The organism is Microbacterium aerolatum (assembly GCF_007988825.1).
GTDB lineage: Bacteria > Actinomycetota > Actinomycetes > Actinomycetales > Microbacteriaceae > Microbacterium > Microbacterium aerolatum.
Genome location: NZ_BJUW01000005.1, coordinates 164900 through 187903 on the forward strand (window position 1 = coordinate 164900; position 23004 = coordinate 187903).

Sequence of the window (23004 nt, forward strand, 5' to 3'; positions counted from 1 at the left end):
GAGCCCGCAAGCATCGCGCGCGGTCGTTGAGCCCGCGACACCCCGCAACCCGCCGTGCGATCGCACTCCCGCGGGTCGTTGAGCGGAGACGGCGGAGACGTCGCAGACGAAACGGGCTGAGCGACCGAAGGGAGTCGAAGCCTCGCCCATTCAGCCCTCACCCCAGGAGCGCGAGCCCCGGGACGATGTTCTCATTCCACACGTCGACACCGAGCTTTCCGATCAGCGCGACCACGACGACGAGGAACACGACCCGGATGAACTTCGCGCCGCGCGCGACGGCCATGCGGGAGCCGAGATAGCTTCCGGCGACATTCGCCACCGCGAGGATGCCGCCGAGCAGCCACAGCACAGACCCGTGCGGAATGAACAGCAGCAGTGCTCCGATGTTAGTGGCGAGGTTGACGATCTTCGCCTTGGCACTCGCCTGCAGGAAGTCGTAGCCCATCAGCGCCACGAGCGTGATGACGAGGAACGTGCCGGTGCCGGGGCCGATCATGCCGTCGTAGAACCCGATCACGAGGCCCGCCGCACCCGCCATGATGTGGTGCTTGTGGCCGGCGAAGCGAAGCTTGGTCGCCGCGCCCATCTCGGGCTTGAACACGGTGAAGATCGCCACGGCGAGCAGGGCGACGACGATGATCGGCTTGAACGCGGCCGGCGGCAGCACGGTCGCCACCGCCGCCCCGCCGAAGGAGCCGACCAGCGCGATGCCCGCCATCGGCAACGCCGTGCGGATGTCGGGTTTCGCGCGGCGGTAGTAGGTCACGCTGCTGGTGGCGGTGCCGAACACCGAGGCGAGCTTGTTGGTGGCGAGCGCCTGCACGGGGGCGATGCCCGGAATGAGCAGGAGCGCCGGCAGCTGCAGCAGCCCTCCCCCGCCGACGACGGCGTCGATCCATCCGGCCCCGAACGCGGCGAGGACGACGAAGATCAGCATCCCCCAGGTGAGCTGTTCGAGCCCGAGCAGCGCACCGATGTCCATCCCTCCAGTATCCCGCGTCGCGGCGCTCGAGGATGACAGACTGGCACCATGCTCGACGCCCTTCTGCTGCCGCATCCGTTCGACTCCCGCGTCGGTTCGGCGGTCCTGCGCCGGGCGACGAGAGACGATGCCGACGCACTGATCGCACTGCTCGCGGACGATCCGATCAGCGCGGCGCGCGGCGACGTGGCATCCGACGACGATCGCGACGCATACGCACGCGGTCTTGACGACATCCTCGCCGATTCGTCCAACGACCTGCTCGTCGTCGACCTCGACGGCGATGTCGTCGGCACGCTGCAGCTCACCTCGATCCCCGGGATGGCCCGCCGCGGGGCGCGGAGGCTGCTGGTCGAGGCCGTCCGGGTGCGCAGCGACCTGCGGTCGTCGGGGATCGGGTCGGCCGTGATGCGCTGGGTCTCGGATGCCGCCGCCCCCGCTCTCGGGGCGGCGCTCGTGCAGCTGACCTCCGACGCCGCCCGCACCGAGGCGCACCGGTTCTACCAGCGCCTCGGTTACGTCGACTCGCACGTCGGCTTCAAGTACAACGTGCCGCTGACGTCGGCCTGACCACGAGACGGGGTCTGCAGCACGAGACGAGGCCGGGCGCGGCCCGTCTCATGCAGCAAACCTCGTCTCGTGGCTTGATCGTTCCGCGAAGCGCAGCGCGCGCGTTCGCGCGCACGTCACCGCGCGTTCACCACAGCCGCCACATCCGGTAACTCTCGCGCCGTAGCGTCCTGAGGCAACCCGAACTCCGGCGCGCCCGTGCCGGACCTCCGAGAGGAACCTGATGGCAACCATTACCCGCCGGACGCGCTTCGTCGCCGGCATCGCCCTGGCGGCATCCGCTGCCCTGGCCCTGACCTCCTGCGCCGCCGACAGCAGTGCAGGAAACGGCGGCGACGCGTCCTCCGACGCCGCGACTGCCACGTCGCTCGCCGACTTCGGAACGTTCGAAGACCTCGAGGCTGCGGCCAAGGCCGAGGGAGCGCTGAACGTCATCGCCCTCCCCCGCGACTGGGCGAACTACGGCGAGATCCTCGATCTGTTCGCGGAGCGCTACCCCGAGATCACCATCAACGAAGCCTCGCCCGACGTCTCCAGCCAGGAGGAGATCGATGCCGCGAAGACGAACGAGGGTCTCGACACGGCGCCGGACGTCTTCGACCTCGGTCTCACGGTCGCCCTGGCGAACACGGACGTGTTCGCTCCCTACAAGGTCGAGAACTTCGACGAGATCCCCGATGCTCTGAAGGAGCCGACCGGCCTGTTCGTCGGCGACTACGGCGGGTACATGTCCATCGGCTACGACTCCTCGAAGTTCGACGAGCCCACCTCGCTCGACGACCTCAACAGCGCCGACTACAAGGGCGCCGTCGCGATCAACGGCGACCCGACCCAGGCCGGATCCGCCTTCGCCGCCGTCGGCCTCGCCGCTGTGCAGTCGGGTGGCGACCTGGACGACTTCACTCCTGGCATCGAGTACTTCGGCGAGTTGCAGAAGGCCGGCAACTTCCTCAAGGTCGACGTCACTCCCGCGACCATCACCAGCGGCGAGACCCCGGTCGTCTTCGACTGGGACTACCTGAACGCCGCTGCGGGCGCTGACAACGATGCGTGGAAGGTCACCGTCCTGGACGGCGTCGGCTACGCCTCGTACTACAACCAGGCCATCAACAAGGATGCTCCGCACCCCGCGGCGGCACGCCTGTGGCAGGAGTTCCTCTACAGCGACGATGTTCAGAACCTATGGCTGAAGGGCGGCGCGCGCCCGGCTCGCATGGAGGCCATGACCGAGGCCGGCACGATCGACGCCGAGCTCGCGGCGGCTCTTCCCGAGGTCCCCGCGGAGACGGTCGTCCCGACCGAGGAGCAGTCCACGGCGGCCGGCACCCTGCTCGGCGAGAAGTGGGCTGCGGCCATCCAGTGACAGCGATCATCACGGGGGCGGATGCCACGGCATCCGCCTCCACCGCTGTGGGGTCGTCGCGCACGACCCCACAGCGGTCGGGCTCGTCGTGGGCGTGGCTGGGACTCGTGCCGTTCAGCGCCTACGTGATGCTGTTCCTGGCCGTGCCGACATTCCTCGCGATCGGCTCGGGCTTCTTCGATGGAGACGGCGCGTTCACCTGGAGGAACGTCGCCGCCCTCGTCGACCCGGTCGTCCTGAACACCTTCGCGAACTCCGCCTGGGTGTCGTCGCTCACCGCGATCGTCGGTGCCGTCGTGGGCGCCCTCGTCTGCTACGCGATGCTCGGCATGAATCCGCAGGGCGCGGTTCGACAGACCGTGGATGCCGTCGCCGGGGTACTCGCGCAGTTCGGCGGCGTCATGCTCGCCTTCGCATTCATCGCGACGATCGGCGCCCAGGGCATCGTCACCGTGCTGCTCCGCGACTCGTTCGGTGTCGACATCTTCGAGAACGGCGTGTGGCTCTACGAGGTGCCGGGCCTGATCTTCCCCTACATCTACTTCCAGGTGCCGCTCATGGTCATCACATTCATGCCCGCACTCGCGGCGCTGAAGCCGCAGTGGTCCGAGGCGAACCTCACCCTCGGCGGCACCAGGCTCGGGTTCTGGACACGCATCGGCATCCCGGTCCTCGCTCCGTCGTTCCTGGCCAGCCTGCTGCTGCTGTTCGCCAACGCGTTCTCCTCCTATGCCACCGCGGCGGCGCTGATCAGCCAGGGCTCGCAGATCGTACCTCTGCAGATCCGCGCCGCCCTCACGAGCGAGACGATCCTCGGCCACTCGAACCTCGCCGGCGCGCTCGCGCTCGGCATGATCATCATCGTCGGCGTCGTGATGACGCTGTACTCGCTGATCCAGCGGCGGGCCGCGAGGTGGCAGTCATGAACCGGCTCGCCCCCTCGCGCACGACACGCTGGATCATCGGCATCCTCGTCGGCGCTTTCTTCGCGATCCCTCTGGTCTCGACGTTCCTGTACACGTTGCGCAGCACGGACGGCGTGCTGTCGTTCGAGCGCTGGGCGGCGATCCTCGATCCCACGGCATCCGCAGCTCTGAAGCCGATCTGGACGGGCCTCGGCAACTCGCTCATCCTTGCCCTCGTCACGGTCGCGATCGTCCTGTTGCTGCTCGCACCGACCATGATCCTGGTGAATCTGCGATTCCCGAAGCTCAAGCCGCTCTTCGAGTTCACCGCCCTGCTGCCGATCTCGATCCCGGCGATCGTGCTCGTGGTCGGGCTCTCCCCGATCTACCTGCAGATCAGCCGCGCCCTCGGCACCGGCACCTGGACGCTCGCCTTCGCCTACGGCATCACCGTGCTGCCGTTCGCGTACCGCTCGATCCAGGCATCCATCGACGCGGCCGACCTGCGCACGCTCTCCGAGGCGGCGCGCTCGCTGGGGTCGAGCTGGCCGGTCGTGGTGTGGAAGGTGCTCGCGCCGAATCTGCGCCAGGGGCTGCTGTCGGCATCCCTCATCTCGATCGCCGTCGTCCTCGGCGAGTTCACGATCGCATCCCTCCTGAACCGCCAGGTGTTCCAGACCGCGATGGTCGTCGTCGGCAAGCAGGATGCCTACGCGCCTGCGATCTTCACGCTGCTCGCGCTGCTGTTCTGCTTCCTGCTGCTGCTCATCATCGGCCGCGCCGCACGCGGCAACCGAAAGGCATCCTCATGACCACCCCCGCGGCCCTCCCCGCCACCAAGGACAACCAGCTGCTCGCCGAGGCCGGTGAGGGGACGCGCGTGCAGTTCCAGGGGATCGAGAAGAGCTACGGTTCGAACCGAGTGCTGCACGGCGTCGATCTCGACATCGCTCCCGGCGAGTTCGTTTCGCTGCTGGGGCCGTCCGGCTGCGGAAAGACGACAGCGCTGCGCGTGCTCGCCGGCCTCGAGAACGCGAATGCCGGAACGGTGCTGCTCGGCGGCCAGGACGTCTCGCGCGTCCCCACCAACAAGCGCGACATCGGCATGGTCTTCCAGGCGTATTCGCTGTTCCCTCATCTCAGCGTCGCGGACAACACCGCGTTCGGCCTGCGCCGGCGCGGCGTCGGCAGGGCAGCGGCCGCGAAGAAGGCGCTCGATGCCCTCGCACTCGTCGGCCTGGACGGCTTCGCAGACCGCTTCCCGCACCAGCTCTCCGGCGGACAGCAGCAGCGCGTCGCACTCGCGCGCGCACTGGTCACCGAGCCGCGGGTGCTGCTACTCGACGAGCCGCTGTCGGCGCTGGATGCCAAGGTGCGCGTGCAGTTGCGCGACGAGATCCGCCGCATCCAGCTGCGCCTGGGCATCACGACCGTGTTCGTCACGCACGATCAGGAAGAGGCGCTGGCCGTCTCCGACCGGATCGCCGTGATGGATGCCGGACGCATCGACCAGATCGACACCCCAGAGGAGCTCTACCTGCGCCCCGCGACCGCCCACGTCGCCGCGTTCGTCGGGCTGTCGAGCATTGTTTCGGGTATCGCCGCCGGTGAGACGGTCATAGTGTGGGGACGATCGCTTCCCATGAACGTCCCCGTGACCGGCGAGGTCGAGGTGCACCTGCGCCCCGAGAACCTGCGATTCACCGGTGAGGCGGATGCTGCGACGGGCGGCGTCGTCGAGGAGAGCACCTTCCTCGGCAGCATCCGGCGTACGTTGGTCAAGACCGACACGGGCGAACTGGTCCGCGTGCAGCACGGCGCCCACCAGCATCCCGCCTTCGGAGACCGCGTCTGGCTCGGAATCGAGCGGGTGCCCGTCGCCGTCCGCCCGCGCGGCTGACCGCGAGACGGGGTCTCCGGCACGAGACCAGGGTCGTGAACGCCCGTCTGATGTTGCAAACCACGTCTCGACGAGCGAGAGCGAGCTAGAGCACGCGCGAGAGGAAGTCCTGCGTGCGCGGATGCTGCGGGTTCGCGAGCACCTCGCGTGGGTCGCCCTGCTCGACGATGACACCGCCGTCCATGAAGATCAGGCGGCTGCCGACCTCACGCGCGAAGCCCATCTCGTGCGTGACGACGAGCATCGTCATCCCCTCGTCCGCCAGCGAGCGCATGACCTGCAGCACCTCGCCGACGAGCTCGGGGTCCAGGGCCGAGGTCGGCTCGTCGAACAGCATCATGTCGGGGTTCATGCACAGTGCCCGCGCGATGGCCACGCGCTGCTGCTGACCGCCGGACAGATGGCCGGGGTACGCGTCCGCCTTCTCGCTGAGTCCGACACGGCCGAGCATCTCGCGGGCGACCTGCTCCGACTCGGCCTTGGAGCGCTTCTTCACGCGCCGCTGAGCGAGGGTCAGGTTGCCGAGCACGCTCAGATGCGGGAAAAGGTTGAAGCTCTGGAACACCATTCCGATGCGGGTGCGAACCCGATCGATGTCGGTGTCGGGGTCGGTGATGTCGATCCCCTCGATGAGGATGCTGCCGCCGGTCGGCTCCTCGAGCATGTTCACCGAGCGCAGCAGGGTCGACTTGCCCGAGCCTGACGGTCCGATCACGCAGACGACCTCACCGCCGGTGACCGTCAGGTCGATGCCCTTGAGCACCTCGTTGTCGCCGAAGTTCTTGACCAGGCCCCGGACCTCGATGGCCGGCGCATGGACGTCGATCAGATCGGTGCTCATCGCTGCCTCGCCATCCGTCGTTCGAGCCACGCGCTGAACCGCGTGAGGGGGATCGTCACGACCAGGTACAGCAGAGCCGCCATGATCAGCGGGGTCGCGTTGCCGTTCTGCGTGGTCGCATCACGTGCGAAGGTGGTCAGCTCCTTCGACCAGATGAAGCTTCCGGCGATGAACAGCAGCGAGGTGTCCTTCAGCAGCAGCACGAACTCGTTCGTCAGCGGCGGGATGATGATGCGGAAGCCCTGCGGGATCACGATCCAGAAGGTGGTCTTCATCGGGGACATGCCCAGCGACCGCGCAGCCTCGGTCTGCCCCTTCGGCACGGCCTGGAGGCCGGCGCGGATCGTCTCGGCCATGTAGGCGGAGGCGACGAGGATCAGGCCGACGAGGCCGAGTACGACCGGGCCGCCGAGGTCCTGATTGCGCACGCCGACGGCGATCGGCAGGATGTAGGCGATCGCGAAGATGGTCAGCAGCGCCGGAAGGCCGCGGAACAGTTCGATCCACACCGTCGCGATCCACCGGAACGGTGCGATCACGGAGAGCTTCATCAGCGCCAGGACGACGCCGAGCAGGAGTCCCCCGAGGAACGCCACTGCCGTGAACCACAGTGTGTTCACCAGGCCCGTGGTGATGATCCCCGGGAGCATCTTGAGGGCGACCTCGGGGTTGAAGAACAGCGGGCCGAGGCGCGCCCAGTCGGCTGTCACGATCGCCCACACCGCAAGAGCGATGAGTATTGCGTACACCGAATAGCGGTACAGCTTCTGCTTCTGGGTGCGCCTCAACGCCATCGCCAAGGTCCTCTCGTCCTACCGTCCTCCGCGAAGGTCAGTTCGCCGAGAAGTAGGAGTCGTAGATGGTGTCGTAGTCGCCGCTGTCGCGAAGCTCCTGGAGCGCGCCGTTGACCGCGTCGAGCAGGGCGGTCTTCTCGCCCTTGGCGAAGGCGAAGCCGTAGGACTCGCCGGTGTCGTACTCCTCGACGATCTTGTAGTTCGGGTCGGCCTTCTCGTGCTCGATGTTCACCGGCTGGTCCTGCAGGATCGCGTCGATGGTGCCGGCCTGGATCGCCGGCCACAGCTCGCCGTCGGAGGGGAGCTGCAGAAGCTCTGCGCCCGGCGCGTTCTCTGTGGCGTACGCCTCACCCGTCGTGCCCTGCTGGACGCCGACGATCTTGCCGTCGAGATCTTCGATGCTCTTGATGTCCGAGTCGGCGGGGACCAGCAGCGACTGCAGCGAGTCGTAATACGGGTCGGAGAAGTCGAGGTTCGCCTTGCGCTCATCGGTGATCGTCATGGCGGATGCGCCGAGGTCGCACGTGCCGGAGGCGAGCGTGGTTCCGGACTGCAGCGCGTCGAAGCCGACATCCTGCACGGCCAGCTTCAGGTCGAGCTTCTTCGAGATCGCATCGAGCAGGTCGATGTCGAAGCCGGTGTATCCGGTGCCGTTGTCGCCGCCCTCGAACTCGAACGGCGCGTAGGGGATGTCGGAGCAGATGGTGAGCGTGCCCGCCTCGACGAGCCCGTAATCGTCGCCGGTGGATGCCGGGGCGTCGCCGCCGGCATCGTTGCCTGCACCGGCGCAGCCGGCGAGGGTGAGCGTGGCGGTCGCCGCGAGTGCGAGACCGAGGATGAGGTGACGGCGACGGGTCATGACCGCTCCAAACTGACGGGGCCGAGTGGCCCGCGGACGGGTATGCAGATCATCCTGACACGGCGGAGGCCCGATTTCCCACCTTGCGGATCACGTTTCCGTTGCTCTCGGCTTCACCGCGGTCGAGTCGGGGCGTCAACGCGCCCCGCGATGGGATGCAGGAATTCTCGCCGGATCGCACTGACGTCGGTGTCGACGCGCGTGGGGTGCACCCGGTTCACGAGCAGCACGCCGAAGCCGCCCGACTCCGGGCAGACGGCGAAGCAGGTGCCGGTGAATCCGGTGTGTCCGACCGCGTCCGTATCCCCCATCCATGCCTGATCGCGGACGCGCAGCCCCACGGCCTGCCCGTATCCGGTCTCTGCTCGGGCCACAGGCTCCGACATCAGGCGGATGCTGCCTGGTGAGAGCACTCGGGACCGCGCGCCGACGCCGTCGTCGCGGATCATGCGGGCGAGCGCGGCTACGTCGTCGAGAGTGCCGAACAGCCCCGCGTGCCCGGCCGGACGGCCGAGGGCGTGAGCGAGCTCATCGTGCACCTGGCCGCGGATGAGACCGCGATGCGGTTGCTCTTCGGTGGCGACGGCGCGTTCCGGGTCGGGGTGCCAGGTGAGCGCATCCGCCCCCAGCTCGGTGGCGACATCGCCGACGAGCGACTCGAGCGAACGGCCCGATGCGCGCTCGAGGATCTCTCCGACCGCGATGAAGCCGACGTCGGAGTAGGCGTGCGCCGCACCGGGCGTGTTTCGCAGTTCACTGCGCAGAACCCCGTCGCGCAGGCTCTCGCCGGTGACCCCGTCTCGCCAGAGCGCGCACTCCGGCGGAAGCCCCGCGGTGTGCGTGAGCAGGTGTCGGAGTGTGATCCGCGCGGCCTCGGCTCCGGTCCCGACCGCGACGAGGTCCTCGACCGGAGCGTCGAGGACGACGATCCCCTGCTCCACGAGGCGGAGCGCCACCACCGTCGTGAACACCTTGGTCAGCGACGCGAGGTCGAACAGGTGATCCGCGCGCAACGGCGTGTCGTCCTGCGCCGACGGTGTGCCCGCCAGCATCCGCTCCTCGTCGGCGCCGCCTGCAGCGACGCGAAGGGACGCCCATGCCGACCCCGGTGCGCCGTTCACCACGTCGAGCCGGCCCGCATCACTTGCTCATGCCGGATGTGAGTCCGTTGATGATCTGCTTGGTGGCCAGCAGGAACAGGACCACCAGCGGGATCGTCGCGATCGTGAGCCCGGCGAAGAGCTGCGGCCAGTCGGTCGAGTACTCGCCGAAGAAGCGTGTGAGCCCGACCGGCAGCGTGTACGAGTCACGATCGCGCAGCAGGATCAGCGGGTAGAAGAAGTCGTTCCAGACAGGCACGAACCGGAACACGATGACCGTCGCGAGCGCCGGACGCACCAGCGGCAGCAGGATCATGATGAACGTGCGCAGGGGCCCGGCGCCGTCGATCCGCGCCGCTTCCTCGAGCTCGATCGGCAGTGCCCGGAAGAACACTGTCAGCACGAACGTGGTGAAGGGAATGCCGAGCGCCCCGTACACGAGGATCAGGCTGAACACGTTGCTGGTCATCCGCAGCGAATCCAGCAGGTAGAACAGCGGCAGGATCGCCAGGTGCACCGGCAGCATCAGCCCGGACAGGAACACCGCCTCGATCCCGCGGAAGAACTTCGCCCGTGCGCGGGCGAACGCGTACGCCGCGAGCACCGAGACGACGGTCGTGACGATGACCGATCCGACGGTGACGGTGATCGAGTTGATGAAGTAGGTGTCGAAGGATGCCGTCACCCACGCCTTCTGGAAGCTGGTGAACGTGGGCGGGAACGGCAGCCCCAGCGGCTCGGAGGCGATCTGCTGCTGCGTGCGCAGAGAGTTGTTCACCATCAGCAGGAGCGGGCCGATCGCGACCAGCGCGTATCCCCATAGGAAGACGTTCGCGAACACCCGTCCGAGGAGCGGGGTGTCGGAGACACGGCGTCGCCGCCGTGGTGACGAGGGACGAGGGGAGACGACCGCCTCGGTGGTCGGCTCGTCGCGTGTGGTCGTGAGAGTGCTCATCAGAACAGCTTTCGTTCGGCTCGGCGCATCGTGGAGGTGATCACGACGGAGATCACCATGATGAAGATGAACAGGACCGTGGCCAGGGCCGACGAGACACCGATCGAGTTCGGGTTCCCCGATTCGAAAGCGGTCCGGTAGAACAGCAGCATCATGACGTCGGTCGACCCGGCGGGGGCGCCGTTGGATCCGGCGAGCGCGAACGGGATCGCCATCGACTCCATGCTGCCGATGAAGGTCAGAACGGTGATGATGCCGATCGTCGGGGTGAGCATGGGCAGCGTGATGTACCGGAAGCGCTTGGACGCCGTCGCGCCGTCGAGCGCAGCAGCCTCCTCGATCTCCTCGGGGATGCCGCCGAGCGCGGCGCCGTAGAGCAGGATCGGGAAGCCGATCCACTGCCAGGCACTCACCAGCACGATGACCCAGATGGCGAGATTCGGGTCGCCAAGCCACGGCAGGGCGAGTGCTTCCAGCCCGACGCCGCGGAGGATGGCGTTGATCGGACCGAACAGCGGCGAGAGCATCAGCGACCACAGGTAGCCGATCACCATCGGGCTGACCAGGTACGGGAGGGCGAAGATCGTCTGGAAGAAGCGCTTGGTGCGCCCGCGACGGTGCAGCAGCGTGGCGATGCCGAGGCCGAGCGAGTTCTGGAACACCAGCGCGCCGGCGAACAGCAGCAGGTTGTGGCCGAAGGCGTTCCACAGCTCGGAGGCGTACGGCTCCTTCGTCAGCAGCGTGACGTAGTTGGCGACGCCGGCGAATCCGCCCTGTTTCGTGCCCTGCCAGTCGAAGAACGAATAGCTCAGGGCCGCGAGCATCGGGTACAGGATCAGCACCGCGAACAGTGCCGCTGCTGGAAGGACGAACAACAGTGCCGTCGGCGTGGTCAGGGCGATACCCGTGCGGGTCCGTCTCGCCTTCTCGCGTCGGCGCACCGGGAGTGTCAGAGCCATGGCTTCTCTTTCGCTCCGCGGTGGGGGCGCCGTCGCGCGGCGCCCCCACCGGGATGGGTCAGGATGCGGGGGTGAACCAGGTCGAGACGCCCGACTGCAGGTCCGTTCCGAGCTGCTCCGGGGTCTTGTCGCCGAGGAACATCGCCTGCACGTCCGGGCCGAGAACCGCGGTTCCGGTCGGGTCGCCGTAGCGGAAGTCGACCAGCAGCAGGTACGGCGCCGGGTTGGCGGTGTACTGCTCGTTCATCTCCTGCATCAGCGGGTCCTCGTACTTGACGTCGGGCAGTGCCGAGAACTGGTCGACCTCGTCGGCCACGAGCTGACCGAACTCGGTCGTGGTCATCCAGTTGAGCAGCTCGGTCGCAGCCTCCTGCTGATCGCTAGAGGCGTTAATCCCGAAGCTGCCGTCCGCGTAGCCGGGCGTGACGGCGTGGTCGAGCACGCTGTCCGGAGCCGGCGGCACCTCGTAGACGCCCCACTCGGTGTCGGGTGCGGAGTCCTGGAACGTCGGCAGATCGAATGAGCCGCCCGGCCACTGCGCGGCCTGACCGGACGTGAACTGCAGCACCGCGTCGGCGACGGCGATCGCGTTGACGTTCTTGTCGAGGTACTTCTGCATGTCCTTGACGATCTGCAGCGATGCGACGTAGTCGGCGTCGGTGAAGTCGACGTCACCAGCGAGCACCTTCTCCTCGAAGTCCGCGCCGCCGTAGCGCGCCGAACCCACGATGTCGTGGAACATCGGCAGTACCCAGTCCTCGCGGGCGCCGAGCGCCATGGGCGTGACACCCTCGTCGAGCAGCGTGTCCTGCAGGTCGATGAACTCGTCCCAGTCGGTGGGCTCTTCCAGGCCCATCTCGTCGAACATCGTCTTGTTGTAGAACATCTGCATCGTCTGGTACGCGAAGGGCACGCCGTACGTGGCACCGTCCTCACGCCCCTGTGCCGCACGAAGGACGGTGGGGTCGAACTGGTCGAGGCCGTCGACGATGTCGTCGATCGGGACGATCTGCTCGGACTGGATCGCAGACTGGATGCCACCGTACGCGCGCAGCATCGCGATGTCCGGCCCGTCGCTTCCCTCCAGGCCGGTCGCGAGGATCTGGTTGTACTCGGTGGGCTGGAACCCCTCGAATTCGATCGTCACGCCGGGGTGCGACTCCTCGTAGACGTCGAACACGGCCTCCCACTTCGGCGAGGACGAGGCCTGCCAGGACCAGATGGTCAGGGTGACGTCATCCCCGCCGGCATCGGATGCCGGTGCACAGCCGGCGACGGCGAGACCCGTCACGACGAGGCCTGCGGTGAACGCGAGGCGAATCGGGCGATTACGCATGAGGTTCCTCTCGGTAATGGAAAACCGCCGCGAGATCGGCGGCGACAGCTGTGTCGTGCATTCCCCCACATTGGGCAATGGCTTCCAAAATAGCAACCCTTTCCGAAAATTGGTTACAGTCCGGAAACAATTTCTGCCATGATGGGCGCGTGCCCACCAGTGCAACTACTGCGATCCATCAGCGCCGATCCGCTCTCACCCCGACGGAGCAGCGGATCGCGACGCATGTGCTGAAGGATCCGCACCGTGTGGTGGAGAACTCGATCACCCAGCTCGCCTCGGCCAGTGGCACCTCGGTGGCCAGCATCGCGCGATTCGCTCAGAGCCTCGGGTTCTCGGGGTACCCCGACTTCCGTCTCGCCCTGGCGACGGAGCTCGATCGGACGGAGTCGGACCGCGAGCGGTTCCAAGTCTCCGCAGGCGATGTCAGCCGCGACGACGACGCAGTGACGACGATTCGCAAGATCGCCTTCGCCGAGGCATCCGCCATCGAGCGCACCGCCAGGCAGATCGACGTCGACGAGTTGGAACGCTGCGTGCACGCGATCAGGTCGGCCCGGCGCATCGACATCTACGGGACAGCATCCAGCGGCCTCGCCGCCCACGACCTGGAGCAGAAGCTCCACCGGGCAGGGCTGGTCGCGCAGGCCAGGACAGATCAGCACCTCGCGCTCACGGGCGCGGCGCTGCTGAATGAGAAAGACGTCGCGATCGCGATCTCCCACTCGGGCCGGACGCTCGAGATCGTGCAGTCCGCCGAGGTCGCAGCCAGGGCCGGAGCCACGACGATCGCGCTGACGAACAACCCTCGTTCACCGCTCGCTCGGGCGTGCGAGCTGGTGCTGGTCACTGCCGTCTCGGAGTCGAGCTTCCGCTCCGGCGCGATGTCCAGCCGGATCGCTCAGCTCGCCGTTCTCGACTTCCTGTTCACCCGCATCGCGCAGGCGGACTACGACACCATCGCCGACAACCTGCAGCGCACTTACGACGCCGTCACCGCTCACAGAATCGACTGACACATGCTCCTCGGAATCGACCGCCTCATCCGTCGCGACATCGACCCGGCGCTGCTGGCCCGGCTGACCGGTGGCCGCATCGGCATGCTGACCAACGACCTCGCGCTCACCTCCGATCTCCGGCGCGGACGCGAGCCCCTCGCCGCCGACGGCTGGAGGTTCTCGGTCTTCTTCGGCCCGGAGCACGGCCTGAGCGGCCGCGCTCGCGAGGGAGAGCACGTCGGCGATGCGGCCGATCCCGTCACGGGCGTCCCGGTGCGCAGTCTGTACGGCGCCGACGTGCGACCTGCCGCCGTCGACCTCGACGGGCTGGATGCCGTGCTGGTGGACCTGCCCGATGTGGGTGCGCGCTTCTACACGTACATCTGGACCATGAGCCACCTGCTGGAGGCCTGCGCCGACGCCGGCGTCGCCGTGGTGGTGCTCGACCGGCCGAACCCGCTCGGCGGACGCCTCGATCAGGCTGAGGGGCCGATGCTCGACGAGGAGGCGCAGTCCCTGGTCGGGCGCTGGTCGATGCCGATCCGGCACGGTCTCACGATCGGCGAGCTCGCGCGGCACTGGGTGCGCACGCGCGCCATCGATGTGGAGCTCCACGTCGTCGAGGTCACCGGATGGCGCCGTTCCGAGACCGCGCTCGGTCGCCAGGAGCTGACGTGGATGCCGCCGTCGCCGAACCTGCCCTCGGCAGCGACAGCGCTGCTGTATCCGGGCACCTGCCTCGCAGAGGGCGTGAACGTCTCGGAGGGGCGCAGCACCGCCGTGCCGTTCCGCGTGATCGCGGCGCCGTTCATCGACGGCGAGCGCTACGCCGCGGCGATCACCGAGGCGGGCCTCCCCGGCCTCGCGGCGGTGCCGTACGGCTTCACTCCACTCGTGCGCGACCACGCCGGTGAGGCGTGCGAGGGCGTGCTGCTGCATGTCACCGATCCGGATGCGCTGCGCCCCGTGCACACCGGCGTGATGCTGCTTTCGCTGCTCGCCGGGCTGCATCCCGGCGCCCTCGAGGAGCGCTCGCTGATCCCCATGCCCGGCGAGTCCGATTGGACACCCCTTGAGAAGCTGTTCGGCGTCAAGGGCGCCTTCGGACAGATCACCGCCGGGGAGTGGGATGACCCCAACCGCCTCGCGGTTCCGGAGTGGACCGAGCAGGTCGCGGACGACCTGCTCTACCGCTGATCAGATCTCGAAGTCGACGGCCACGCGGGATGCCACGACCGACCGGATATACGCGGCGGCCTCCTCATGAGCCGGGTGCACCTGGTACTCCTCGAGCGACGCGACGGAGTCGAAGTCGGCGATGAGCGTGACGTCCCAGTTCACGTCCGCGTAGACGGAGTTCGCACCGGCCGAGATCGACCGCAGCTGGGGCACCACGCCGTCCAGCGCGTTCAGGCGCCGGGCGACCTCGGCGGCCTGCGCGCCGCGCTCGGCGGCATCCTCGCTCGCGAGCTTCCACGTGACGACGTGACGGATCATCTGTTCTCCAGTCTCTGGCGCAGCTTGTCGGGTGAGACGCGCCAGTGCGCGTGCACCTCGTCGTCGATCAGGACGACCGGGATCTTCTCCCACCACAGGTCGTACAGCACGAGATCGTCTTCGATGGATCGCTCGACGATCTCGATGTCGTCGCCGATCTCATCGGGCAGGCCGGCGACGACCTCCTCGACGATGCCGAGCGCGGTCGGGCACAGGTGGCAGCCATGCTTGCCGATGACCGTGATCGTGGTCACGCCGACGGCACCTCGACGGGCTTGCCCTCGGCGATCCACCCGCCTGTGCCGCCCTCGACGTTGGTCGCGTCGTATCCACGCGTCTCGAGCGCCTGCACGACGCGCGCCGAGCGGCCCCCGGCCTGGCAGATGACGTCGAACGCCTCGGCGGGCAGCTCAGCGAGGCGCTCGCCGATCTCGGACATCGGAATGTTCACGGCGCCGGGCACATGGCCTGCGGCGAACTCGTCGCGCTCGCGCACGTCGATGAGCGGAACGTCCTCGCGCGCGGCGAGCTCGGCGGTGGTGATCGACTTCATGGGTCCTCGTTCCGTAGCGGCAGATGTGGCCGGAGACACACGAAGCGCCCCTTCGACGAACTCTCGGAGCCGGTCGGGGGCGCTCGGTGTCTGGCCGCTTACTTCTTGTTGCGGCGCTGGTGGCGAGTCTTGCGAAGCAGCTTGCGGTGCTTCTTCTTCGCCATGCGCTTACGGCGCTTCTTGATGACTGAACCCACGGAAACCTCACTAAGTCAGGGGCTGGGCGTCTCGAAAATCGGACACCCGGGTACGGGCACGGAAAATGCCTCGGATCAGTTTAGCAAACGCGGCACGGTGCGAAGTGCACTCCGCCACACGAGCTCGTTCCGCCGTCAGCCGACGTCGGAGATGGGGCGCTGCAGTGCCGCTGTGACCGCGGTCTCCGGCACTCGGTAGCTGCGCCCGAAGCGGATCGCCGGCAGGTCGCCCGAGTGCACGAGGCGGTACACGGTCATCTTGGACACGCGCATGAGCTCTGCGACCTCTGCGACCGTGAGGAATCGGACTTCAGGAACATCGGGCATCCCACGTACCCCTTTCTGGTGATGCCCAACTCTATGGGGAAGACGGGACCCCTGTAAACCCACGGGACGAATGTGGTCTATGTGACTGCTGTGCATTCACTGTCGGCGAGCTGCACGCTCGCGCGCGTCCCTCACCGCCTGCCGCTCGAGCTTGCGCGCGTCGCGCAGCGCCTTCTCGGCAACTCGCACTGCCTTGCGCGCCTCGCGCACCTTCTTGTCCTCGGCAACTTCCGCCGGCTCCGAAACGAGCCAGGAGTCGGCCTCGGGCTTCGGTTCGCCTCGATCGATGGTCGCGATGTACGCCTCTACCCCGTCGAAGACGCGCTCGATCCCGAAGTGGAACGGATCGTCGTCAGACAGGAACACTCCCGCCTCTATCGCCCCGCGCAGCGCGGGGAACTCCTCCGCAGTGATCACCCTGTCGAAAAGCTCGGCCTCGTGGACGGTGATCTGATCGGGGGACATCCCGGTGGAGCGCGCCTGCTCGGCGTAGCCCGCGATCACGATTCCGTACCAGCGCGCGGACCCCGTCACGGCGAGAGCGACCGCGACACGGTCCGTCGCATCGAGCGGAGTCGCCTCGAGGCTCGTCAGCGCGGCATCCAGCCAGGCGGAGCTGTTCGGCGTGATCGGCGAACCAGTGATCGGGATCGAGAGCAGCCAGGGATGTGCGAGATACAGCCGCGTCTGCGCGTCGAACAGGGCTCGCAGCTTCGCCCGCCAGCCCTCTTCCTGACGGTGTTCTTCGGGAGGGAGCCCCGTGGCCTCCTCCTGCATGAGCAGCAGCAGGTCGTCCTTCGCGGAGACGTATCGGTACAGCGACATCGGCGTGAAACCGAGTCGGGCCGCGACTGCCGCCATCGACACGGCGCCGATGCCGTCGGCATCCGCGAGCTCGACCGCGGCCTCGACGATCTTCTCGACGCTCATCTCGCGCTTGGGCCCGCGCTGCGGGTTCGCGGCCACACCCCACGCGAGTGCGATGCCTCTGGGCAGCTCCGGGGGCTCGATGTCGCTCATGTCCTCATCCTACTTCTGTTTAATCCATAAACAGTGTGTTACGGTCATACACAGTTGTTAGCGACGTACACAGTTTCCGCCATACACAGAAGGATCTGCTCATGACGACACCAGCCATCGAGGTACGCGGGCTCCGAAAGGCGTTCGGCGCGCAGACCGTGATCGACGGCCTCGATCTCACCGTCTCCTGCGGTGAGGTCTTCGCGCTGCTCGGCCCCAACGGCGCCGGCAAGACCACGATCATCAACATCCTCACCACCCTCATCAAGCCCGACGCCGGCACCGCCACGGTCGGCGGGTTCGACGTGGCGTCCGCCGCGATGCAGGTGCGGCGGCGGATCAGTCTCACCGGCCAATCCGCCGCGGTCGACGACGCGCTCAGCGCCGTAGAGAACGTCGTGATGTTCGCCCGGCTCGCCGGCCTCTCCAGCTCCGCGAGCCGCCGACGCGCGAAGGAGCTCCTGGAGAGCTTCGGGCTGACGGATGCCGCGACCCGCCGCGTCGCGACGTTCTCCGGCGGCATGCGCCGCCGGCTCGACCTCGCCCTGAGCTTCGTCGTCACGCCGGAGGTGCTGTTCCTCGACGAGCCCACCACCGGGCTGGACACCCTCAGCCGCCGCGACCTCTGGGACATCATCCGCTCGCTCGCCGCGGCGGGCACGACCGTGTTCCTCACCACGCAGTACCTCGAAGAGGCCGACCAGCTCGCCGACCGCATCGCCGTGCTGCACGACGGACGGGTCGCCGCTCTCGGCACGGCTGCCGAGCTCAAGGCCCGCGTCGGCGGCGACACCGTCGAGCTGCACGACGAGCACGGCGGGTTGCTGCGCGAGATCGCGACCGACGGCTCCGTCCCCGGTCTGCGGCGAGCGCTCGACGAACTCGACCAGCAGGGCGCAGAGGGCACCGTCAACCTCCGCCGCCCCACCCTCGACGACGTCTTCCTCGCCGTCACCGCATCAGAGAAGGCCCCGGTCCTCGCGAAGGAGAACGCATGAGCACCGCACTCGCCGCCGTCGCGGCATCCGCCCCCTCCGTCCGCCCCCCGCTGCGCGGCCTCACGGCGGAGTCGGTCTTCGTCGGCCGCAGTCTTCGCCATTCCCTCCGCGACGGGGAATCGCTGCTGATGGCGATCATGCTCCCCGTCATGCTCATGCTGATGTTCACCTGGGTCTTCGGCGGGGCCATCGATCCGTCCGGCGCCTACGTCGACTACGTCGTGCCGGGCATCATCCTGACCTGTGCGGGCTTCGGCGCCTCATCCACCGCCGTGTATGTCGCGAACGACATGCGCACCGGGATCATCGACCGCTTCCGCACCATGCCGGTGCGGTCCGGCGCCGTGCTCACCGGGCATGTGGTCGCCAGCCTGGTCCGCAACCTCGTCGCCACCGCGATCGTGATCGGCGTCGGCGTGCTCGTCGGGTTCCGTCCGACCGCGAACTTCGGCGAGTGGGTGCTGATGGGGCTGTTCATCTCGCTCTACCTGCTGGCGATCACGTATCTGTTCGCCGCGATCGGGCTCGCCGCCGGCTCACCGGAGGGCGCGAACGGCTACGGCTTCATCCTGCTGTTCCTGCCGTACCTGTCCAGCGCGTTCGTACCGGTGGCGAGCATGCCGGACTGGCTGCAGCCGGTGGCCCAGCACCAGCCGATCACGCCGATCGTCGAGACGATCCGTAGCCTGCTGATGGGCACGGATGCCGGAACGCAGCCCATCTGGGCGGTGCTGTGGTGCGTGGGCATCCTCGCCGTGGCGACCGCGTGGGGCGCGTGGCTGTTCCGCCGCAAGGCCGGCGAGCGCTGAGCCGGTCGCGCACTGTCGGGGGCTGGGCCGTGCGGCTCAGGCCCCGAGGCGCTTGAGGGCGGTGGAGACGACGTGCTTCGCGGATGCCGCGGCACGGCCGACGACCTCGGCGGCATGCGCTGCGCCATCCGGCAGAGGGACCAGCGACAGGTCGATGTCGGGCGCATCGTCGCCGAACGCGTCGACGAGGAACGGGACCAGCCAGTCGTCGACGACCTCGAGCGGCTCGACCTCGATGCTGTAGAAACGGCGCTGACCGTCTTCACGCACGCTGACGAGTTCCGCGTCGCGCAGCACCTTGAGGTGCTTCGAGACCGTCGGCTGGCTGATGCCGAGTTCGCTGACGATATGCGACACGCTGGTGCCGGCATCCCCTTCTGTCGACCGCCGCAGCAGGAGCTGGAGGATGTCTCGCCTCGTGCCGTCTGCGATCACGTCGAAGATGTCCGTCATGAAGTTCAGGGTAGCCGTCCCGCGCCCGGAGTACCATGACGAAGGCTCGGCATGACGTGCGCGTCGAGCGGTCGCAGACGAGTCCGGGAGGAGCGCGATGTCGAGCATCGGCTGGTCGACATCCACGCGCGCGAGCACGCGGAATGTCTGGAAGTTCGCACGCCGTTTCATCACGTCGTCGCCGTCCCGCTTCGCGATCCTCATCTTCGCGGCTCTGATCCTGCTGTTCACTGCGCTGTTCTCCCTGCCCATCGCGTCAGCGGACCGCACCGTGACCCCGCTCAGCGACGCGCTGTTCACCGCGGTGTCCACGATCTGCGTCACCGGTCTCGCCACTGTCGACATGGCGACGCACTGGTCGCCGTTCGGGCACGTGCTCGTCTTCCTCGGCGTGAACATCGGCGGCATGGGCGTGCTGACCCTGGCGTCGGTGCTGGGGCTGGTGATCTCCAAGAAGCTGGGTCTTCGGGCGAAGCTGCTCGCGGCCGGCGACAGCAACCCGCTGCGCGCACACGGCGGCGTCGTCAACGAGGGGCAGACCGTGCGCCTCGGCGAGGTCGGTCAGCTGTTGACGACCGTGGCGTTGTCGCTGATCGTGATCGAGGTCGTCGTCGCCGCGCTGCTGTATCCGGGGCTGCTGATGGCCGGCATCCCGCCCCTCGCGGCGCTCTGGGAGGCCCCGTACTACGCGGCGATGTCGTTCACCAACACCGGCTTCACGCCGAACGCCGGGGGCGTGACCGAGTTCGCCGACGACTACTTCGTACTGACGGTGCTCATGGTGAGCGTGTTCCTGGGGAGCATCGGATTCCCGGTGATCTACACGCTGCTCAAGCACGTCTGGCACGTCAAGCGCTGGTCGCTGCATTCCAAGCTCACGCTGATCACGACCGCCATCCTGTTCGTCGCAGGCGCCGTGGTGTTCCTGCTCCTCGAGTACGACAACCCGAAGACGTTCGGGTCGATGGATGCTGTCGACACGACGTTCCAGGCGTTCTTCCTGTCGGCGATGACACGATCCGGCGGATTCAGCGTGGTCGAGATCGGCGACCTGAACGGCTCATCGCTCGTCGCAGGGGCGATGCTGATGTTCGTCGGCGGCGGTTCGGCGTCGACCGCCGGCGGCATCAAGGTGACGACTCTCGCCGTCCTGGCGATCGCGGTGTGGTCAGAGGCGCGGGGCCGCCAGTCCGTCGAGGCGTTCGGCCGCCGCATCCCCAGCGACGTGCAGCGCGTCGCCCTCAGCGTCGTCGCCTGGGGCGCGACGATCGTCGCGCTGTCGACCATCGTCATCGCGCAGATCACGAAGGCACCGATCGCGGACGTGCTCTTCGACGTCATCTCGGCGTTCGGCACTGTCGGGCTTTCCACGGGCCTCACCGCGGAACTGCCGGAATCGGCGAGCTACGTCATGGCCCTGACCATCTTCATGGGGCGCGTTGGTACAGTGACACTCGCCGCGGCGGTCGCCGCGACGACGAGAACGCAGCTCTACTCGCTGCCCGTCGAAAGGCCGATCGTTGGTTGAAGGTCTCCGCAGCGATGCACCAGTGCTGGTCATCGGGCTCGGGCGCTTCGGCGCCGCCTGCGCCGGCGAGCTGGACAGGCTCGACCGTGAAGTGCTCGCAATGGACGAGAACCTCGAGCTCGTGCAGAAGTGGTCGGATCGGGTCACCCACACCGTCCAGGGCGATGCCAGGAATGTCGACGCGCTCAAGCAGATCGGTGCACAGGATTTCCAGGTCGCCGTCGTCGCGGTCGGCTCGCTCATCGAGGCATCCGTGCTCATCACGGCGAACCTCGTCGATCTGAAGGTGCCGCAGATCTGGGCGAAGGCCGTCTCGCAGTCGCACGGCAAGATCCTCGCCCGCGTCGGTGCGAACCACGTCATCTACCCCGAGCGCGAGGCCGGCGAGCGCGTCGCGCACCTCGTCAGCGGGCGGATGCTGGACTTCATCCGCTTCGACGACGACTTCGTGCTCGCGAAGATGTACCCGCCGAAGTTCATCCGCGGCGTCGGGCTGAACGAGTCGGGCGTGCGGTCGAAGTACAAGGTGACGGTCGTGGGCGTCAAGAGTCCTGGCAAGCCGTTCCGCTACGCCGAGGCGAACACCGTGGTCACCAACCACGACCTCATCATCGTCTCGGGCACGAACAGCGACATCGAGAGATTCGCCGCGCTCGATCGCTGACCTCGCCTGAACTGATACCTGAAAGTCGATTCACATTTGCTCGTCGGGGCGATAGAGTCGTCCCGCACGCGGCGCTGCGGCCGCGTCACGGCATGAAGGATCGGCCATGACGAGCATCCAGGATTCGCTTCTCGACGGCATCACCGCGCGCGTGGTCGACACCCCGCGGCTGCGCGTGAACATCCTGGAACGGGCGGCGGATGACGCGGCCACTCCCCCGGAGCGCACGGTCGTCTTCGTGCACGGCAACGTCTCGTCGGCGCTGTTCTGGCAGGAGATCATGCTCGGTCTGCCTGACGACGTGCGCGCGATCGCGATCGACCTGCGCGGGTTCGGCGCCACCGAGGCGTTGCCGGTGGATGCGACGCGGGGGCTGTCGGACTTCAGCGACGATGTGCACGCCACGCTGCAGGTGCTGGGGCTGGCGACCGCGCACCTGGTGGGCTGGTCGATGGGCGGCGGCGTCGTGATGCAGTACGCCCTCGACCACCCGGTGCTGAGCCTGACGCTGCAGGCGCCGGTCTCGCCGTATGGGTTCGGCGGCACGCGCCCCGACGGCACGCGCCTCACGGACGACGATGCCGGATGCGGTGGAGGTGGCGGGAACCCGGACTTCATCGAGCGGTTGCGTTCCGGTGACATGTCGGCGGAGGCCCCGACCTCGCCGCGCAGCGTGTTCCGGGCGAGCTACGTCGCACCGGGGTACACGAGCGATCACGAGGACATCTGGGTCGCCTCGATGAACACGACCTCGACCGCGGAGGGCAGCTATCCCGGCGACAGCGTCGCGAGCGCGAACTGGCCGGGATTCGGGGCGGGCGATTCGGGCGTGCTGAACACCATGGCACCGAAGCACTTCGACGTCTCACGCATCGTCGATCTCGACGACAAGCCGCCGATCCTGTGGGTGCACGGGACTGAGGATGCGATCGTGTCGGACGCGTCGTTCTTCGACCTCAACCATCTGGGAGCCGGCGGCGCGATCCCCGGGTGGCCGGGCGCCGAGATCGCTCCGGCTCAGCAGATGGTCACGCAGACCCGGAACGTGCTGTCGGCGTACTCCGCCGCCGGTGGGGACGCCACGGAGGCTTCGTGGGAGGGCGTCGGACACTCGCCGCATCTCGAGCGTCCCGAGGAGTTCCGGGCGGCATTGCTCGAGCAGATCGGGTACGGCGGCTAGGCCGAAGCCGCTACTTCCCCTCTGCGAGCTCCTTCGCCCGCGCGAGAGCAGCATCCGTCGCCTCGGCGAACACCTCGTCGAGGTGCGCCTCCTGCAGGACCATGACCGCCCGCTCTGTCGTCCCCTTGGGGCTCGTCACGCGGCGGCGCAGCTCCGCCGGCTCCTCACCGGACGCCACCAGCAGAGCGGTCGCGCCGATGAATGTCTGCTCGG

28 protein-coding genes are annotated in these 23004 nt (G+C 67.7%); 12 read left to right on the plus strand and 16 right to left on the minus strand.

All coding sequences use genetic code 11. The annotated features are described in order from the left end of the window. Positions 1-157: 157 nt before the first annotated feature. Complete coding sequence (locus MAE01_RS07600; RefSeq protein WP_147038950.1) at positions 158-985, minus strand: sulfite exporter TauE/SafE family protein; 828 nt, start codon at positions 983-985, stop codon at positions 158-160. A gap of 48 nt (positions 986-1033) precedes the next feature. On the opposite strand from MAE01_RS07600, the gene MAE01_RS07605 reads away from it, so the two are divergent. From MAE01_RS07605 to MAE01_RS07625, 5 genes are all read left to right on the plus strand, one after another. Then, a complete protein-coding gene (locus tag MAE01_RS07605; protein WP_147038951.1) occupies positions 1034-1555 on the plus strand; it encodes a GNAT family N-acetyltransferase in 522 nt (173 codons plus the stop codon). 223 nt (positions 1556-1778) lie between these two features. After that, positions 1779-2918, plus strand: coding sequence for an ABC transporter substrate-binding protein (locus MAE01_RS07610; RefSeq protein WP_147038952.1), 1140 nt, complete (start codon positions 1779-1781; stop codon positions 2916-2918). Next, positions 2915-3844, plus strand: coding sequence for an ABC transporter permease (locus MAE01_RS07615; protein WP_186806163.1), 930 nt, complete (start codon positions 2915-2917; stop codon positions 3842-3844). Before MAE01_RS07610 ends, MAE01_RS07615 begins: the two co-directional genes overlap by 4 nt. After that, a complete protein-coding gene (locus MAE01_RS07620) occupies positions 3841-4635 on the plus strand; it encodes an ABC transporter permease (RefSeq protein WP_147038953.1) in 795 nt (264 codons plus the stop codon). Before MAE01_RS07615 ends, MAE01_RS07620 begins: the two co-directional genes overlap by 4 nt. Next, positions 4632-5723, plus strand: coding sequence for an ABC transporter ATP-binding protein (locus MAE01_RS07625; protein WP_147038954.1), 1092 nt, complete (start codon positions 4632-4634; stop codon positions 5721-5723). Before MAE01_RS07620 ends, MAE01_RS07625 begins: the two co-directional genes overlap by 4 nt. An 85-nt stretch (positions 5724-5808) precedes the next feature. Here the strand turns inward: MAE01_RS07625 and MAE01_RS07630 are convergent, their stop codons facing one another. From MAE01_RS07630 to MAE01_RS07660, 7 genes are all read right to left on the minus strand, one after another. Further along, a complete protein-coding gene (locus MAE01_RS07630; RefSeq protein WP_147038955.1) occupies positions 5809-6564 on the minus strand; it encodes an amino acid ABC transporter ATP-binding protein in 756 nt (251 codons plus the stop codon). Beyond that, positions 6561-7358 (minus strand): amino acid ABC transporter permease, encoded by a 798-nt coding sequence (locus tag MAE01_RS07635; RefSeq protein WP_147038988.1) that lies wholly within the window; start codon positions 7356-7358, stop codon positions 6561-6563. Before MAE01_RS07635 ends, MAE01_RS07630 begins: the two co-directional genes overlap by 4 nt. A gap of 37 nt (positions 7359-7395) precedes the next feature. Further along, entirely contained in the window at positions 7396-8217 is an 822-nt protein-coding gene (locus tag MAE01_RS07640; RefSeq protein ID WP_147038956.1) for a transporter substrate-binding domain-containing protein, read from the minus strand. Between the two features lie 113 nt (positions 8218-8330). Beyond that, a complete protein-coding gene (locus MAE01_RS07645; protein ID WP_229718078.1) occupies positions 8331-9338 on the minus strand; it encodes a serine hydrolase domain-containing protein in 1008 nt (335 codons plus the stop codon). Between the two features lie 19 nt (positions 9339-9357). Beyond that, complete coding sequence (locus tag MAE01_RS07650) at positions 9358-10272, minus strand: carbohydrate ABC transporter permease (protein ID WP_147038958.1); 915 nt, start codon at positions 10270-10272, stop codon at positions 9358-9360. Continuing rightward, the gene (locus MAE01_RS07655; RefSeq protein WP_147038959.1) at positions 10272-11231 is read right to left on the minus strand and encodes a carbohydrate ABC transporter permease; all 960 of its coding nucleotides are present in this window, start codon (positions 11229-11231) and stop codon (positions 10272-10274) included. The genes MAE01_RS07650 and MAE01_RS07655 overlap by 1 nt, the downstream gene beginning before the upstream one ends. 58 nt (positions 11232-11289) lie before the next feature. Next, positions 11290-12567, minus strand: a complete 1278-nt coding sequence (locus tag MAE01_RS07660) for an ABC transporter substrate-binding protein (protein WP_147038960.1) — start codon at positions 12565-12567, stop codon at positions 11290-11292. A 149-nt stretch (positions 12568-12716) separates the two neighbouring features. Here MAE01_RS07660 and MAE01_RS07665 point away from each other — a divergent pair, with 149 nt between their 5' ends. Beyond that, positions 12717-13583: a MurR/RpiR family transcriptional regulator gene (locus MAE01_RS07665; protein ID WP_147038961.1), complete on the plus strand. Its 867-nt coding sequence runs from the start codon at positions 12717-12719 to the stop codon at positions 13581-13583. A gap of 3 nt (positions 13584-13586) precedes the next feature. Beyond that, complete coding sequence (locus MAE01_RS07670) at positions 13587-14762, plus strand: exo-beta-N-acetylmuramidase NamZ family protein (protein ID WP_147038962.1); 1176 nt, start codon at positions 13587-13589, stop codon at positions 14760-14762. Here the strand turns inward: MAE01_RS07670 and MAE01_RS07675 are convergent, their stop codons facing one another. The 6 genes from MAE01_RS07675 to MAE01_RS07700 form a co-directional block, all read right to left on the minus strand. After that, positions 14763-15062: a Dabb family protein gene (locus MAE01_RS07675; protein WP_147038963.1), complete on the minus strand. Its 300-nt coding sequence runs from the start codon at positions 15060-15062 to the stop codon at positions 14763-14765. Continuing rightward, positions 15059-15316: a glutaredoxin family protein gene (locus MAE01_RS07680; RefSeq protein WP_147038964.1), complete on the minus strand. Its 258-nt coding sequence runs from the start codon at positions 15314-15316 to the stop codon at positions 15059-15061. The genes MAE01_RS07675 and MAE01_RS07680 overlap by 4 nt, the downstream gene beginning before the upstream one ends. Continuing rightward, entirely contained in the window at positions 15313-15615 is a 303-nt protein-coding gene (locus tag MAE01_RS07685) for a rhodanese-like domain-containing protein (protein ID WP_147038965.1), read from the minus strand. Before MAE01_RS07685 ends, MAE01_RS07680 begins: the two co-directional genes overlap by 4 nt. A 98-nt stretch (positions 15616-15713) precedes the next feature. Next, positions 15714-15812: a 30S ribosomal protein bS22 gene (locus MAE01_RS07690; protein WP_003792170.1), complete on the minus strand. Its 99-nt coding sequence runs from the start codon at positions 15810-15812 to the stop codon at positions 15714-15716. A 135-nt stretch (positions 15813-15947) separates the two neighbouring features. Continuing rightward, positions 15948-16139, minus strand: coding sequence for a helix-turn-helix domain-containing protein (locus MAE01_RS07695; protein ID WP_147038966.1), 192 nt, complete (start codon positions 16137-16139; stop codon positions 15948-15950). A 96-nt stretch (positions 16140-16235) separates the two neighbouring features. Beyond that, positions 16236-17159, minus strand: a complete 924-nt coding sequence (locus MAE01_RS07700) for a TetR/AcrR family transcriptional regulator (RefSeq protein ID WP_147038967.1) — start codon at positions 17157-17159, stop codon at positions 16236-16238. A gap of 101 nt (positions 17160-17260) precedes the next feature. On the opposite strand from MAE01_RS07700, the gene MAE01_RS07705 reads away from it, so the two are divergent. Both MAE01_RS07705 and MAE01_RS07710 read left to right on the plus strand, forming a co-directional pair. After that, positions 17261-18157 carry an ATP-binding cassette domain-containing protein gene (locus MAE01_RS07705; RefSeq protein WP_147038968.1) on the plus strand — a complete coding sequence of 299 codons (897 nt, stop codon included), beginning with the start codon at positions 17261-17263 and terminating at the stop codon, positions 18155-18157. Next, complete coding sequence (locus MAE01_RS07710; protein ID WP_147038969.1) at positions 18154-18966, plus strand: ABC transporter permease; 813 nt, start codon at positions 18154-18156, stop codon at positions 18964-18966. Before MAE01_RS07705 ends, MAE01_RS07710 begins: the two co-directional genes overlap by 4 nt. Positions 18967-19002: 36 nt before the next feature. Here MAE01_RS07710 and MAE01_RS07715 read toward each other — a convergent pair whose 3' ends face one another. Further along, a complete protein-coding gene (locus MAE01_RS07715; RefSeq protein ID WP_147038970.1) occupies positions 19003-19419 on the minus strand; it encodes an ArsR/SmtB family transcription factor in 417 nt (138 codons plus the stop codon). A gap of 97 nt (positions 19420-19516) precedes the next feature. Here MAE01_RS07715 and MAE01_RS07720 point away from each other — a divergent pair, with 97 nt between their 5' ends. The 3 genes from MAE01_RS07720 (at position 19517) to MAE01_RS07730 (ending at position 22791) form a co-directional block, all read left to right on the plus strand. After that, the gene (locus MAE01_RS07720; RefSeq protein WP_147038971.1) at positions 19517-20947 is read left to right on the plus strand and encodes a TrkH family potassium uptake protein; all 1431 of its coding nucleotides are present in this window, start codon (positions 19517-19519) and stop codon (positions 20945-20947) included. Continuing rightward, positions 20940-21611: a potassium channel family protein gene (locus MAE01_RS07725; RefSeq protein ID WP_147038972.1), complete on the plus strand. Its 672-nt coding sequence runs from the start codon at positions 20940-20942 to the stop codon at positions 21609-21611. The genes MAE01_RS07720 and MAE01_RS07725 overlap by 8 nt, the downstream gene beginning before the upstream one ends. 106 nt (positions 21612-21717) lie before the next feature. Further along, positions 21718-22791: an alpha/beta hydrolase gene (locus tag MAE01_RS07730; protein ID WP_147038973.1), complete on the plus strand. Its 1074-nt coding sequence runs from the start codon at positions 21718-21720 to the stop codon at positions 22789-22791. 10 nt (positions 22792-22801) lie between these two features. On the opposite strand, the gene MAE01_RS07735 is transcribed toward MAE01_RS07730, so the two are convergent. After that, a partial coding sequence (locus tag MAE01_RS07735) for a pyrroline-5-carboxylate reductase family protein (RefSeq protein WP_307723750.1) occupies positions 22802-23004 on the minus strand: 203 nt, incomplete at its 5' end.

What these genes read in the sequence shown, in the direction of transcription:
- MAE01_RS07700 (WP_147038967.1), bottom strand. Translation starts at nt 17,159, where the DNA reads ATGAGCGACATCGAGCCCCCGGAGCTGCCCAGAGGCATCGCACTCGCG.
- MAE01_RS07695 (WP_147038966.1), bottom strand. Translation starts at nt 16,139, where the DNA reads ATGCCCGATGTTCCTGAAGTCCGATTCCTCACGGTCGCAGAGGTCGCA.
- MAE01_RS07600 (WP_147038950.1), bottom strand. Translation starts at nt 985, where the DNA reads ATGGACATCGGTGCGCTGCTCGGGCTCGAACAGCTCACCTGGGGGATG.
- MAE01_RS07605 (WP_147038951.1), top strand. Translation starts at nt 1,034, where the DNA reads ATGCTCGACGCCCTTCTGCTGCCGCATCCGTTCGACTCCCGCGTCGGT.
- MAE01_RS07710 (WP_147038969.1), top strand. Translation starts at nt 18,154, where the DNA reads ATGAGCACCGCACTCGCCGCCGTCGCGGCATCCGCCCCCTCCGTCCGC.
- MAE01_RS07655 (WP_147038959.1), bottom strand. Translation starts at nt 11,231, where the DNA reads ATGGCTCTGACACTCCCGGTGCGCCGACGCGAGAAGGCGAGACGGACC.
- MAE01_RS07730 (WP_147038973.1), top strand. Translation starts at nt 21,718, where the DNA reads ATGACGAGCATCCAGGATTCGCTTCTCGACGGCATCACCGCGCGCGTG.
- MAE01_RS07675 (WP_147038963.1), bottom strand. Translation starts at nt 15,062, where the DNA reads ATGATCCGTCACGTCGTCACGTGGAAGCTCGCGAGCGAGGATGCCGCC.
- MAE01_RS07635 (WP_147038988.1), bottom strand. Translation starts at nt 7,358, where the DNA reads ATGGCGTTGAGGCGCACCCAGAAGCAGAAGCTGTACCGCTATTCGGTG.
- MAE01_RS07620 (WP_147038953.1), top strand. Translation starts at nt 3,841, where the DNA reads ATGAACCGGCTCGCCCCCTCGCGCACGACACGCTGGATCATCGGCATC.
- MAE01_RS07630 (WP_147038955.1), bottom strand. Translation starts at nt 6,564, where the DNA reads ATGAGCACCGATCTGATCGACGTCCATGCGCCGGCCATCGAGGTCCGG.
- MAE01_RS07720 (WP_147038971.1), top strand. Translation starts at nt 19,517, where the DNA reads ATGTCGAGCATCGGCTGGTCGACATCCACGCGCGCGAGCACGCGGAAT.
- MAE01_RS07625 (WP_147038954.1), top strand. Translation starts at nt 4,632, where the DNA reads ATGACCACCCCCGCGGCCCTCCCCGCCACCAAGGACAACCAGCTGCTC.
- MAE01_RS07670 (WP_147038962.1), top strand. Translation starts at nt 13,587, where the DNA reads ATGCTCCTCGGAATCGACCGCCTCATCCGTCGCGACATCGACCCGGCG.
- MAE01_RS07650 (WP_147038958.1), bottom strand. Translation starts at nt 10,272, where the DNA reads ATGAGCACTCTCACGACCACACGCGACGAGCCGACCACCGAGGCGGTC.
- MAE01_RS07685 (WP_147038965.1), bottom strand. Translation starts at nt 15,615, where the DNA reads ATGAAGTCGATCACCACCGCCGAGCTCGCCGCGCGCGAGGACGTTCCG.
- MAE01_RS07640 (WP_147038956.1), bottom strand. Translation starts at nt 8,217, where the DNA reads ATGACCCGTCGCCGTCACCTCATCCTCGGTCTCGCACTCGCGGCGACC.
- MAE01_RS07715 (WP_147038970.1), bottom strand. Translation starts at nt 19,419, where the DNA reads ATGACGGACATCTTCGACGTGATCGCAGACGGCACGAGGCGAGACATC.
- MAE01_RS07660 (WP_147038960.1), bottom strand. Translation starts at nt 12,567, where the DNA reads ATGCGTAATCGCCCGATTCGCCTCGCGTTCACCGCAGGCCTCGTCGTG.
- MAE01_RS07610 (WP_147038952.1), top strand. Translation starts at nt 1,779, where the DNA reads ATGGCAACCATTACCCGCCGGACGCGCTTCGTCGCCGGCATCGCCCTG.
- MAE01_RS07705 (WP_147038968.1), top strand. Translation starts at nt 17,261, where the DNA reads ATGACGACACCAGCCATCGAGGTACGCGGGCTCCGAAAGGCGTTCGGC.